The organism is Pseudomonas sp. GW822-FHT03F08 (genome assembly GCF_058801265.1).
The window spans coordinates 176064-191337 of the sequence record NZ_JBXANC010000008.1; the positions used below are offsets into that span (position 1 = coordinate 176064).

1 protein-coding gene (running past one end of the window) is annotated in these 15274 nt (G+C 64.1%); it reads left to right on the plus strand.

Annotated elements, in window-relative coordinates; all coding sequences use genetic code 11:
• Positions 1-15274, plus strand: partial view of an amino acid adenylation domain-containing protein gene (locus tag AC1RME_RS21145; RefSeq protein WP_493091716.1) — the 5' portion only. Its footprint extends 995 nt past the window's final position; 15274 of the gene's 16269 nt are visible here — the first part of the coding sequence; the start codon lies at positions 1-3; the stop codon falls past the right edge of the window.

The window sequence follows — 15274 nt, forward strand, 5'->3', positions numbered from 1 at the left end:
ATGCAATTTCGCGAGCTGATGGCTGTTATTTCCACCCATGCGATCCGCCTTCAACAGGACGATGAAGACCTGGTCATTCTGGGCAACGACGACGCGCTGGACGACGCGTTGTGGGACAGCCTCGCCAAGCACAAGGCGCAATTGCTGGAACTGGTGGCGAGCCACGGTGGCGACTGGTCGAGCCCGGCGCTGCGCATCACCCCGGACATGCTGCCGCTGGTAAAACTGGATCAGCCGGCCATCGACCGCATCGTCGCCACCGTGCCGGGTGGCGTGGCGAATGTGCAGGACATCTATCCGCTGGCGCCGCTGCAGGAAGGCATGCTGTATCTGCACCTCGCGGCCGGCGAAGGTGATCTGTATGTGCAACAGGCGCAGTTCACCTTCGACAATCACCAGCGCCTCGACGCATTTGCCCAGGCGTTGCAATGGGTGATCGACCGTCACGACATTCTGCGTACCTCGTTTGTCTGGGAACGTCTGGACGAGCCGGTGCAAGTGGTCTGGCGCCAGGCACCGCTGGTCTGCGAAGAGGTGCAGCTCGACACCTCCACGGATGTGTTCAGCCAGTTGCAGGCGCGCTACGACGCCCGTCACTTGCGCCTCGATCTGCAACAGGCGCCGCTGCTGCGCTTGGTCTATGCACGGGATCCGGCGCAGGGACGGATCGTCGCGTTGCTGCTGTTCCATCACATGATCATCGACCACGTTGCACTGGACGTGGTGCGCCGGGAAATCCAGGCCTGGCTGCAAGGGCAGACTGAGCTCGTGGCGCCGGCGGTGCCGTTTCGCAATCACCTGGCGCGGGCGCGCATGGCCCTCGATGAACAGGCCCACGAAACGTTCTTCCGCGAGATGCTCGGTGACATCGACGAACCGACATTGCCGTGGGGCCTGCAGGATGTTCACGGCGGCGGACAGGATTTCGAAGACGCACAGCTCAGACTCTCTGACGATTTGAACCTGCGACTGCGCACGCAAGCGCGGCAACTCGGCGTGAGCGTGGCGAGCCTGATGCACCTGGCGCTGGCGCGGGTATTGGGCCAGTTGTCCGGGCGCACCTCGGTGGTGTTCGGCACCGTGTTGCTGGGGCGGATGGAGGCGGGCGACGGTGGCGAGCAGGCGCTGGGCATGTTCATCAACACCTTGCCGCTGCGGGTCGATGTCGGCGCGCAAAGCGTTTACGACGGCGTGCTCGCCACACACCGACGGCTGAGCGCCTTGCTCGCCCACGAACAGGCGTCGCTGGCATTGGCCCAGCGTTGCAGCGCGTTGAGCGCGCAGACACCGTTGTTCAGCGCCATGCTCAATTACCGTCACAGTGCTGTCGGTGATGTCGCCGAGGTGATCGAACTGGCCCCCGGCGTCCAGGTCCTGAGTGGCAAGGAACCGACCAACTACCCGCTGACCTTGAGCGTCGATGATCTGGGCAGTGGTTTCCGGTTGTCCGCCATCGCCCCGACCGGTATCGGTGCCGAGCGGGTCTGCGGCTATGTGCAAACCGCACTCGACGCCTTGCTGAACGCTCTGGAACAGTCGCCCGAGACGCTGATCAACCAGTTGCCGATTTTGCCAGCGCACGAGCGGCAACAATTGCTGGTGGGTTTCAATGACAGTCGCGTCGAGTTCGATCTGGAACAGACCGTTCATAGCCTGTTCGAGGCTCAGGTCGAGCGCACGCCGCAAGCCATCGCGTTGCAGGCCGATGAGCTGTCACTGACGTACTTTGAGCTTAATGCGCGGGCCAATCGCCTGGCTCACCGATTACGTGAGCTGGGTGTCGGGCCGGACACGCCGGTGGCGATCTGCGTCGAACGCGGGCCTGAACTGGTGATCGGCCTGCTGGGCATTCTCAAGGCCGGCGGCGCTTATGTGCCGCTGGATCCAGCCTACCCGGCGGAACGTTTGAACTACATGCTCAAGGACAGCGCCCCGGTGGCGCTGCTGGCGCACGGCGCGACCCGGGCGATGTTCGAGGCGGGCGGCGTGCCGTTGCTCGATTTCGATCAGGATCACTGGCAGGACTACCCCGATCACAATCCTCAGGTGCCGGGCCTGAACGCTTCGAACCTGGCCTACGTGATCTACACCTCGGGTTCCACCGGCACGCCGAAAGGGGTGATGGTCGAGCACCGTGGCCTGGGCAATCTGCTTCATTGGAGTTCGCAGGTGTGCCCGCCCGTGGCGGACGGCGCCCTGTTGCAGAAAACCCCTTACAGTTTCGACGCTTCGGTCTGGGAGCTGTTCTGGCCGCTGACGGCCGGCCTGCGACTGGTGCTGGCACGTCCCGATGCGCACTTCGAACCAGCGTATCTGACGCAAGTAGTGCGCGAGCAGCGCATCAGCGTGATCCAGTTCGTCCCGGCGTTGCTGCAACAGTTCCTCGACGTGGAAGACGTCAGCCAATGCACCAGCCTTACGGATGTTTTCTGTGGCGGCGGTGAGCTGACGCCAGCGTTGGCCCGCCAGGTGCGCGAGCGTCTACCGCAGGTTCGCTTGCATAACGTCTACGGCCCGACCGAAACCACCGTCGACAGCACGGTGTGGACGCTGGAGCCTTCGATGCCCGTGCCGGAAGCGCTGTTGCCCATCGGCCGACCGGTCAGCAACACCCGTTTGTACATTCTCGACGAACAACGGCAACCGCTGCCGCTGGGCGTGGCCGGTGAGCTTTACATCGGCGGCGTGCAGGTGGCGCGCGGCTACTTGAACCTTGCATCGCTCACCGCCGAGCGTTTCCTCGACGATCCGTTCAGCGATCAGCCGAACGCGCGGCTGTACCGCACCGGCGACCTGTGCCGCTATCGGGCTGATGGCAACCTTGAATACCTCGGTCGCAACGACGATCAGGTAAAGATTCGCGGCTTGCGTATCGAGCTCGGGGAAATCCAGGCACGGCTGATTCAACTCGATACCGTGCTCGCCGCCGAAGTGCTGGTGCGCGAAGACGTGGCCGGCGATCCACGGCTGGTGGCGTACTACACCGGTGAGCCGCTGGACATCGGCGAACTGCGCGGCCATCTGCTGGAGCAGTTGCCGGATTACATGGTGCCGACGGCGTTCGTCCATCTCGACGCCATACCCCTGAGCCCCAACGGCAAACTCGACCGCAAGGCCTTGTCGGCCCCGGATCAGAGCGGCCAGTTGCTGCGCAGGTACGAGGCGCCTGTAGGTGATGTGGAGTGTCGCATCGCCGAGATCTGGCAGACCTTGCTGAATGTCGAGCAGGTCGGGCGCCATGACAATTTCTTTGAACTGGGCGGCCATTCCCTGTTGGCCGTGAAGCTGGTCGAGCGCATGCGCCAGCAGGAATTGAACTGCGATGTGCGGGTACTGTTCGGCCGGCCGACCGTGGCGGGATTGGCGGCAACCCTGGGCGCGTCGTCCGGTGTTCAAGTACCGGTCAATCGCATCACCCCTGACTGCCAACACATCACGCCCGACATGCTGCCCCTGGCCTCACTCGATCAGGCCGGCATCGACCGGATCGTGGAAAGTGTCCCCGGTGGCGTCGCCAACGTGCAGGACATCTATGCGCTGGCGCCGTTGCAGGCGGGGATTCTGTATCACCACATGGCCGCGACTGCCGGTGATCCTTACGTGTTGCAGGCGCAATTCGTGTTTGACGGGATCAAGTCGATCAAGGCCTTTGTGCGCGCCGTCAACGTGGTGATCGCGCGCCACGACGTCCTGCGTTCCAGCGTGGTCTGGGAAGGCCTCGAAGAGCCGGTGCAAGTGGTCTGGCGGGCGGCGCCGCTGGCGCTTGAACGAGTCGATGCCGACCCGCAGGACGGCGACGTGCTGCAACAAATGCAGGCGCGTTTCGACCCGCGTCACTATCGTCTGAATCTGGGCCGCGCACCGATGATGCGCTTTGCTTACACCGAGGACCCGCAGCAACAACGCTGGGTCGGCATTCTGTTGATGCACCACTTGATGCTCGATCACACCGCGCTGGAAGTGCTGGTGAGCGAGATGAACAGCGTGCTGCACGGCCACGCCGCCGAACTGGCGACCCCGGTGCAGTACCGCAACTATGTGGCACAGGCACGGCTTGGCGCGGATGCCGAGGCGCACGAAGGGTTTTTCCGCGACATGCTCGGCGACATCGATGAGCCGACTCTGGCGTTCGGCGTGCAGGACGTGCATGGCGACGGCAGCGCGGTGGTCGACAGCCAACTCACGCTGGACACCGCGCTGGCCTTGCGTCTGCGCGAGCAGGCACGGTGGCTCGGCATCAGCGTGGCGAGTCTGGCGCACCAGGCCTGGGCGCAGGTACTGGCGCAGCTTAGCGGCCGGGACGAGGTGGTGTTCGGCACGGTACTGCTGGGCCGGATGCAGGGCGGCGAGGGCGCCGACCGGGCGTTGGGCCTGTTCATCAACACCTTGCCGCTGCGGGTCAGCGTGACCGCCACGGCGGTGCGCGACAGTGTGCTTGCCACCCATGAACGGCTGGCGCAATTGCTCGCGCATGAGCAAGCGTCACTGGCATTGGCCCAGCGTTGCAGCGGGGTTTCCGGTGCGTTGCCGCTGTTCGGCACGTTGCTCAACTATCGCCACAGCGCACCGCAGGCTGCGGGGCTGACGCTGGACGGCATTGAATTGCTCAGCTCCCGCGAGCGCAGCAACTATCCGCTGGTGGTCAGCGTCGATGACCTTGGCGAAGGTTTGCGTCTGAGTGTGCAAGCGGTGCCGGGCATCAATGGCGCGCGAATTTGCGAGTACATCAACATTGCCTTCGACAGTCTGGTGCAGGCGCTGGAGCAGACGCCGCAACTGAGCGTCGATCAACTGTCGATCCTGCCGCCGAATGAGCGGCGGGAATTGCTGGTCGGGTTCAATGCCACCCAGCGGGATTACCCGTCGGGTTCGACGGTTCATGGTCTGTTTGAACAGCAAGTGAAACTGCATCCGCAAGCTGTGGCGGCGGTGCATGGCCACACAACGCTGACGTATGAGGAACTGAATCAACGGGCCAACCGACTGGCCCATTATCTGATCGGGCAGGGCGTGCAGCCGGGCGACCATGTAGCGATCCTGCTGCCGCGTTCGCTGGAGTTGTTGGTCGCGCAACTGGCCATCGGCAAATGCGCGGCGGCTTATGTGCCGCTGGACATCAACGCGCCGGCCGAGCGTCAGGCGTTCATGGTTGAAGACTGCGGGGCGAAAGCGCTGCTGACCTTCAGCACTGAAACGATTGATTACGCAGTGCGCCGAATCGATCTGGATGCGCTGCCGTTGGACGCGCAACCGACGCATAACCCGGACCTGCCGCAATCTCCAGAATCCGTGGCCTACATCATGTACACCTCCGGCTCTACCGGCACGCCGAAAGGAGTGATGGTGCCGCATCGGGCGATCGGTCGACTGGTGATCAACAACGGCTATGCCGATTTCAACCCGCGGGATCGCGTGGCATTCGCCTCCAACCCGGCGTTCGATGCCAGCACCATGGACGTCTGGGGGCCGCTGCTCAACGGCGGGCGAGTGGTGGTCATTGATCACGCGACCTTGCTTGATCCGCACGCATTCGGACAGGAATTGGCGACTTCGGGCGCCACGATTCTGTTCGTCACCACCGCGCTGTTCAACCAGTACGTGCAGTTGATTCCCGAGGCATTGAGGGGCCTGCGCATCGTGCTCTGCGGTGGCGAACGCGCCGACCCGGCCGCCTTCCGCCGCTTGCTGGCCGAGGCGCCGGATCTGCGCATCGTTCACTGCTACGGCCCGACCGAAACCACCACCTATGCCACGACGTTTGAAGTGCGCGAAGTGGCAGAAGATGCCGACAGCGTGCCAATTGGCGGCCCGATCTCCAACACCCAGGTCTATGTACTCGATGCCCGCCAGCAACCCGTGCCGATGGGCGTCACCGGCGAGTTGTACATCGGTGGGCAAGGCGTGGCGCTGGGCTATCTGAATCGCCCGGACCTGACCGCCGAAAAATTCCTGCAAGACCCGTTCAGCGAACAACCGGGCGCGTTGTTGTACCGCACCGGCGACCTCGCTCGCTGGCTCGCGCCGGGGCAACTGGAGTGCATCGGTCGCAACGACGATCAGGTGAAAATCCGCGGTTTCCGCATCGAACTGGGGGAAATCGAAAACCGCCTGCTGAACTGCGAAGGGGTCAAGGAAGCCATCGTGCTGGCCCGCCAGGACGGTCAGGAGCCGTTGCGTCTGGTGGCGTATTTCACCGCCGAAGAGGGCATCGACAGCGCCAGCCTGCGCGAACAATTGCAAGCGCGCCTGCCGGAATACATGGTGCCCTCGGCCTGGGTACAACTCGACGCCTTGCCGCTGAACAACAACGGCAAGGTCGACCGCAAAGCCTTGCCGCTGCCGGATCCGAGTGCCTGGCTCAGCCAGGCATACGAAGCCCCGCAAGGCCCGGTGGAAACCGCGCTGGCGCAGATCTGGGCCGATGTCCTGAAGCTGGAAAAGGTCGGTCGCCACGACAACTTCTTCGAACTGGGCGGCCATTCGTTGCTGGCGGTGAGCCTGATCGAACGCCTGCGCCGGATCGGCCTGAGCACCGACGTGCGCGTGCTGTTCAGTCAACCAACCCTGGCAGCATTGGCAGCGGCGGTGGGTAGTGGCCGCGAGATCGAAGTGCCGGCCAATCGCATTCCTGCTGATTGCACCCACATCACCCCGGACCTGCTGAGCCTGACCGAGCTGGATCAGGCCAGCATCGACCGGATCGTCGCCAGCGTGCCGGGCGGTGCTGCCAATGTGCAGGAAATCTACCCGCTGGCGCCGTTGCAGGAAGGCATCCTTTATCACCATTTGAGTGCTGAGCAGGGCGACCCGTACCTGCTGCAATCGCGGCTGGCCTTCGACAGTGTCGAGCGTCTGCGCACCTTCACCGACACCTTGCAGCAGGTCGTCGCCCGCCACGACATCCTGCGTACCAGCGTTGTCCACGAAGGCCTGGCGATTCCTCATCAAGTGGTGTGGCACCACGCCGAACTGGTGGTGCAACACGTAACGCTGGATCCGGCGCAGGGCGACATCCTCGAGCAGTTGCACGAGCGCTTCGATGCCCGTCACTACCGCCTCGACATCAGCCAGGCACCGCTGCTGCGCATGGTCTATGCCGAGGACCCGAAACAGCAGCGCGTGGTGGCGATCCTGCTGTCCCATCACCTGATCCTCGATCACACCGCGCTGGAAGTGATCGTCGAAGAAATGCGCGATGTGATGTTCGGTGAGATCGACCACCTTTCGGCACCGATTCCCTATCGCAATTACGTCGCCCAGGCACGCTTGGGGCTCAGCGAGCATGAACACGAAGCGTTCTTCCGCGACATGCTCGGCGACATCGATGAGCCGACCCTGCCACTCGGTCTGCGGGACGTGCAGGGCGACGGTCACGGTGTCGAGGAAGCGCTACAACCGGTGGCTGCCGAACTCAACGGGCGTCTGCGTGAACAGGCGCGGCAACTGGGCGTGAGCGCGGCCAGCCTGATGCACCTGGCCTGGGCGCAAGTGCTGGGCGTGCTGTCGAACCGGCGCGACGTGGTGTTCGGCACGGTGATGATGGGGCGGATGCAGGGTGGCGATGGTGCCGACCGGGCGCTGGGGGTGTTCATCAACACCTTGCCGCTGCGCATCGATGTCGGCGCCAGCGCGCGCGACGGGGTCAAGGCGACTCACGCACGACTGACTGCGTTGCTGGGGCATGAACATGCTTCGCTGGCACTGGCCCAGCGTTGCAGTGGTGTCGCGGCGTCGTCGCCGTTGTTCAGTGCCTTGTTCAACTACCGTCACAGTGCCCCCGCGCAACAGTCGCAGCACGGGCAGGGTATCTGGGAAGGTGTGCAGAAACTTGGCGGTGAAGAACGCACCAACTACCCGTTGACCCTGAGCGTGGACGATCTGGGCGAAGGGTTTGCCTTGTCGGTTCTGGCGGTCAGCCAGATCGGCGCGCAACGGATTTGCAGTTACATGCACACCGCACTGGAGCAACTGGTGCAGGCACTGGAACAGACGCCGCAAAAGCCGCTGAACCGTTTGCCGATCCTTTCGACCGCGGAACTGGAACGTCTGGTCGACGGCTTCAATCCTCCGGTCACGGCCTATCCCCGTGGCGCAACGATTCACGCAATGGTCGAGGTTCAGGCCGAGCGCAATCCGCATACCCTTGCCGTGATTCAAGGTGCGCAACAGCTGACCTACGGTCAGCTCAATCAGCGCGCCAACCAACTGGCCCATCATTTGATCGGCCTCGGCGTGCAACCGGACGACCGCGTTGCGCTCTGCGTGCGTCGCGGCCCGCAAATGCTGGTCGGGATGCTGGCGATTCTCAAGGCCGGCGCCGGTTATGTACCGGTGGATCCGGCGCATCCGGTGGAACGCATCGCCTACCTGTTGCAGGACAGCGATCCGGTGGCCGTGCTCGCACAGGCTTCGACCCGGGAGCTGCTGGGCATGATGCCGGTGATCGATCTGGACAGCGACGCCTGGCAACACCTGCCCGACAGCAACCCGAAACTGCCGTACCTGACTCCGGCGCACCTGGCCTACGTGATCTACACCTCGGGCTCCACTGGCCAGCCAAAAGGGGTGATGGTCGAACACGCCACCCTGGAAAACCTCGTGCACTGGCACGCCGAAGCCTTCGACCTGCACGCCGGCAGCCACACCGCCAGCGTTGCCGGGTTCGGTTTCGATGCGATGGCCTGGGAAGTCTGGCCGGCGCTGTGCGTCGGTGCGACCATGCACCTGCCGCCGGAATCGGTGAGCAATGAGCATCTGGACGAACTGCTCGACTGGTGGCGAGCGCAGCCGTTGCAAGTCAGCTTCCTGCCGACTCCGGTGGCCGAATACGCCTTCAGTCACGAGCTGCAACACCCGACCCTGCGCACGTTGCTGATCGGCGGCGACAAGCTGCGCCAGTTCAACCGTGCGCAAACCTTCGCAGTGATCAACAACTACGGCCCGACCGAGGCCACGGTGGTCGCGACGTCCGGCCCGGTGGAAGTCGGCCAGCCGCTGCACATCGGCCGGCCGATGGCCAACGCTCGCATCTATCTGCTTGATGACCAGCAACGTCCGGTGCCGGTGGGCGTGACGGGCGAGTTGTATGTGGCCGGCGCCGGTGTGGCCCGGGGTTACCTGAACCGTCCCGATCTGACCGCCGAACGCTTCCTCGCCGACCCGTTCAGCGACCAGCCGCAGGCACGGATGTACCGTACCGGTGACCTCGCACGCTGGTTGGCGGACGGCAACATCGAATACCTGGGCCGCAACGACGATCAGGTAAAACTGCGCGGCGTACGGGTTGAGCTGGGGGAAATCGAAGCGGCGCTGGCCAGTCATCCGGCGGTGCAGGACGCGGTGGCGCTGGTGCGCGACGGGCAGTTGCTGGTGTGGTTCACCGAGCGTGCGCCAGCCGAGATCGAAGCCCTGCGCAATCATCTGCAAACGCTTCTGCCGCAAGCCTTGATCCCGGCGGCTTACGTGCGACTCGACGCCTTGCCGCTGACCACCAACGGCAAACTCGACCGCAAGGCCTTGCCGGAACCGGATCAGAACGCCTGGCTCAGCCGTGAATACGAAGCCCCGCAAGGCCCGGTGGAGACTGCGTTGGCGCAGATCTGGGCCGATGTCCTGAGGCTGGAAAAAGTCGGTCGCCACGACAACTTCTTCGAACTGGGCGGCCATTCGCTGCTGGCGGTGAGCCTGATCGAACGCCTGCGCCAGATCGGCCTGAACACCGACGTGCGCGTGCTGTTCAGCCAGCCAACTCTGGCTGCACTGGCCGAAGCGGTAGGCAGCGGTCGCGAAATCGAAGTGCCGGCCAACCGCATTCCTGCTGATTGCACCCACATCACCCCGGACCTGCTGAGCCTGGCCGAACTGGATCAGCCGAGCATCGACCGGATCGTTGCCACGGTGCCCGGCGGCGCTGCCAACGTGCAGGACATTTATCCACTGGCGCCGTTGCAGGAAGGCATTCTTTATCACCACTTGAGCGCGGAACAGGGTGACCCGTACCTGCTGCAATCGCGGCTGGCCTTCGACAGCGTCGAGCGGGTCGAGAACTTCGCGACGGCGCTGCGTCAGGTCATGGCGCGCCACGACATCCTGCGCACGGCGGTGATCTGGCAGGAACTGGCCGAACCGATGCAAGTGGTGTGGCGTCAGGTTGAGCTGCCGGTGCAGGAGATCGTGCTCGATCCGGCGGATGGCGACGTCCTCGATCAGTTGCACGAGCGTTTCGATGCCCGTCACTACCGCCTCGACATCAGTCAGGCACCCTTGCTGCGTCTGGTGTATGCCCGTGATCCGGCCCACGACCGGGTGGTCGCGATGTTGCTGTTCCACCATGTCGTGATGGATCACACCGCGCTGGACGTGGTGCAGCACGAAATGCTCGCCTGCCTGCAAGGGCGCGAAGCCTCGCTGGGCGCGGCCGTGCCTTACCGTAACTACGTGGCGCAGGCGCGGCTGGGTGTCAGCGAGCAGGAGCATGAAACGTTCTTCCGCGACATGCTCGGCGACATTGACGAGCCGACCCTGCCGTTCGGCATGCAGGATGTACAAGGTGACGGTCGCGACATCGAGGAAACGCAACAGGCCCTGACCGCCGCCACCGGTCAGCGTTTGCGCAGCCTCGCGCGGCAACTGGGCATCAGCGTGGCCAGCCTGTTCCACCTCGCGTGGGCGCAGGTGCTGGCGGCGACGTCCGGGCAGGAGCGCGTGGTGTTCGGCACGGTGCTGATGGGCCGGATGCAGGGCGGCGAGGGGGCCGACCGGGCGTTGGGGATGTTCATCAACACCTTGCCGCTGCGGGTCGATCTGGGGGCAACCCCGGTGCGCGAAGGGGCTCGGGCGACACATGCGCGGCTCAGTGCGCTGCTCGGTCATGAACACGCTTCGCTGGCGCTGGCCCAGCGTTGCAGCGGCGTGGGCGCGCCGTCACCGCTGTTCAGTTCGATGCTCAACTACCGCCACAGCGCCGACGAGGCGCAACAGCAAAACGTGCGTCAGGCCTGGCAAGGCATCGAGACCCTGAGCAGTGAAGAACGCACCAACTATCCGTTGAGTCTGGGCGTCGATGATCTGGGCAATGGGTTCGTCCTCACCGCCATGACTCCAGCGAGCATCGGTTCGCAGCGTATCTGTGACTACATGCAGACCGCGCTGGAGAAACTCGCGGATGCCCTGGAACAAGCCCCGGATCAGCCGCTGAATCGCTTGCCGATCCTTGAAGGCGCAGAACGTCAGCAGGTGCTGTACGACCTCAACGTCACCGGCACCGCAGACGATCTGGAGCAAACCGTTCACGCGCTGTTCGAGGCGCAAGTGCAGTGCACGCCGCAAGCCATCGCGTTGCAGGCCGGTGAACGGCAACTGACCTACGCCGAACTCAACACACAGGCCAACCGTCTGGCCCATCACCTGAGCGAACTGGGCGTGGGGCCGGATGCGCGGGTGGCGATCTGCGTCGAGCGCGGGCTGGAACTGATGGTCGGTCTGCTCGGCATCCTCAAGGCCGGCGGCGCCTATGTGCCGCTGGACCCGGCATACCCGGCGGAGCGTCTGGATTACATGCTCAAGGACAGCGCGCCGGTGGCCGTGCTGGTCCATGGGGCGACTCGTGAGTTGCTGGGCGAGAGCACTGCGCTGGTGATCGATCTGGATCAGGATCACTGGAAGTTCAACCCGGATGACAACCCGCAAGTGCCGGGCCTGAGCGCTTCGAACCTGGCCTACGTGATCTACACCTCCGGTTCGACCGGTGCGCCGAAGGGCGTGATGGTCGAGCATCGCGGCGTGGGCAATCTGTTGCACTGGAGTTCGCAACTGTGTCCTGCCGTGACGGACGGCGCCTTGTTGCAGAAAACCCCGTTCAGTTTCGATGCCTCGGTCTGGGAGCTGTTCTGGCCGTTGAGCGCCGGGCTGCGCCTGGTGCTGGCGCGTCCTGACGGGCACCGCGAGCCGGCGTATCTGGCGCAGGTGATTCGCGAGCAGCGGATCAGCGTGATCCAGTTCGTGCCGGTGCTGTTGCAACAGTTCCTCGAGCAGGACGACGTCAGCCAGTGCAGCAGCCTCACCGATGTGTTCTGTGGCGGCGGAGACCTGACGCCAGCGCTGGCTCGTCTGGTTCGTGAGCGTTTGCCGCAGGTGCGTTTGCACAACGTCTACGGCCCGACCGAGGCCACGGTCGACAGCACGGTGTGGACGCTGGAGCCTTCGATGCCGGTGCCGGACAGCGCGTTGCCGATCGGGAGGCCGATCAACAACACTCGTCTTTATGTACTCGACGCCGCCGAACGGCCGGTGCCGATGGGCGTCATCGGTCAATTGTTCATTGGTGGTGCCGGGGTTGCGCGGGGCTATCTGGGGTTGCCGCAGTTGATGGCGGAACGGTTTATCCCGAGCCCGTTCGTGGCCGGCGATCGGCTGTACGCCACGGGCGACCTGGTGCGCTACCGCGCCGATGGCCAGCTCGAATTCATCGGGCGCAACGACTTCCAGGTCAAACTGCGTGGCCTGCGCCTGGAGTTGGGTGAAATCGAAGCGCAACTGCTCAGCCATCCAGCCCTGCGTGAAGCCGTGGTGCTGGTGCGTGAGGAGCGTCTGGTGGCGTACTTCACCTGGCACGTCGAGGCCGGGCAACCGGGGATCGAGGCATTGCGCGAACACTTGCTCGCATGCTTGCCCGATTACATGGTGCCGTCAGCCTTTGTCGCGCTCGACAGCCTGCCGCTGAGCCCCAATGGCAAGGTGGATCGCAAGGCGCTGCCGGCCCCCGGTGCCGAGTCGGTGCTGGTGCGTGAGTATGAGGCTCCGCTCGGCGAGACCGAAATCGCCCTGGCCCGGTTGTGGGCCGAAGTACTGAAGGTGGAGCGGGTCGGACGTCACGATCACTTCTTCGAACTGGGCGGTCACTCGCTGCTGGCGGTGAGCCTGATCGAGCGCATGCGCCAGATCGGCCTGAGCACCGATGTGCGGGTACTGTTCAGTCAGCCGACCCTGGCCGCGCTGGCTGCGGCTGTGGGCAGCGGTCGCGAAATCGAAGTGCCGGCCAATCGCATCGCAGCCGATTGCACCCGCATCACCCCGGACATGCTGACGCTGGTGACACTGGATCAGGCCGCCATCGAGCGCGTCGTGTCCAGCGTGCCGGGTGGCGCTGCCAATGTGCAGGACATCTATCCGCTGGCGCCGCTGCAGGAAGGCATTCTTTACCATCACTTGAGTGCGGGAGAAGGCGATCCGTACCTGCTGCAATCGCGGCTGGCGTTCGACAGCCTTGAACTTCTGCAGCGTTTCCGTGCGGCGTTGCAACACGTCATCGACCGCCATGACGTTCTGCGCACGGGCGTGGTGTGGGAAGGCTTGAGCGTGCCGGTGCAGGTCGTGTGGCGCCAGGCTGAACTCGTGGTGCAGGAGGTCCTGCTCGATCCAGCGGCAGGCGACATTCTTGAGCAGTTGCATGCCCGGTTCGATGCCCGGCATTACCGCCTCGACATCGCCCAGGCACCGTTGCTGCGACTGGTGTACGCCCGCGATCCGGCACACGGCCGGGTGGTGGCGATGCTGCTGTTCCATCACATCGTGCTCGACCACACCGCGCTGGAAGTGGTGCGCCATGAAATGCAGGCGTACCTGCGCGGGGCGGATGAGCCGTTGCCGGCGGCGGTGCCGTACCGCAACTACGTGGCGCAGGCGCGTCTGGGCGTCACGGAGCAGGAGCATGAGGCGTTTTTCCGCGACATGCTCGGCGACATCGACGAGCCGACCCTGCCGTTCAGCCTGCGCGATGTGCGCGGCGACGGACGTGGCATCGAGGAAGTGCAGCAGGCGCTCGACAACGGCCTGAACCTGCGCCTGCGCAGTCAGGCGCGGCAGATGGGCATCAGCGTGGCCAGCCTGTTTCACCTTGCCTGGGCCCAGGTATTGGCGGCGACCTCCGGGCAGGACAATGTAGTGTTCGGCACTGTGTTGATGGGCCGGATGCAGGGCGGCCAGGGCGCCGACCGTGCACTGGGCATGTTCATCAACACCTTGCCGTTGCGGGTCGATCTGGGCGAGACCCCGGTGCGCGAGGCGGTCAAGGCGACGCATCAGCGTCTCACCGCGCTGCTGGGGCATGAGCATGCTTCGTTGGCACTGGCCCAGCGTTGCAGCGGGATTGCGGCGCCGTCGCCGTTGTTCAGCGCGATGCTCAACTATCGACACAGCCACGGTTCAGAGCATTCGGACAGTGTGGTTCAGGCCTGGCAGGGCATCGAGACCCTGAGCAGTGAAGAGCGCACCAACTATCCGCTGAGCCTGAACGTCGATGACCTGGGCAACGGTTTCTCGCTGATTGCCATGGTGCCGGCGGACATCGGCGCGCAGCGGATTTGCGGTTACATGCAAACGGCGTTGATGGCGTTGGTGGAGGCGCTGGAGCAGGCGCCGACGCAGGCGATGAATCGCTTGCCGATTCTTGAGGGAGCAGAGCGGCAGAGGCTGTTGTTCGATTTCAACGCCACCGCCGTAGATTACGACCTTCAGCAAAGCATCCATGGTCTGTTCGAAGCGCAGGCCTTGCGCACGCCGCAGGCTGTGGCGGTGCTCTCAGGCGAACAGCGGCTGAGCTATGCCGAGCTGAACGCTCGGGCCAACCGTTTGGCCCAGCACCTGCGCGGACTGGGCGTTGGCCCCGATGCGCGAGTGGCGATCTGCGTCGAGCGCGGGCTGGAAATGGTGGTCGGGTTGCTGGCGATTCTGAAGGCCGGTGGCGGTTATGTGCCGCTGGATCCGGCGTATCCGCTGGAGCGTCTGGCTTACATGCTGGAGGACAGCGAGCCGTCGGCGGTGTTGGTGCAGGGTTCGACTCGCGGGTTGTTGGGTGAGGTGTTGGTGCCGGTGGTCGATCTGGATCACCAGAATTGGCAATCACTGTCGTCCGATAACCCTTCGGTCGATGGACTGACCCCGCAGCACACGGCTTATGTGATCTACACCTCCGGCTCCACCGGCCAACCGAAAGGCGTGATCAACGAGCACAGCGGGGTGGTCAACCGCTTGCTGTGGATGCAGGACGCTTATCGCCTGACGGCTGAAGATTCAGTGCTGCAAAAGACGCCGTTCAGCTTTGACGTGTCGGTGTGGGAATTCTTCTGGCCGTTGATGACCGGCGCCCGACTGGTGATGGCGCGTCCGGGCGGTCACAAGGATCCGCTGTATCTGAGTGAAGTGATCGAGCGCGAACGCATCACCACGCTGCACTTCGTGCCGTCGATGCTCGACGTGTTCCTCGCTCACGGTGACA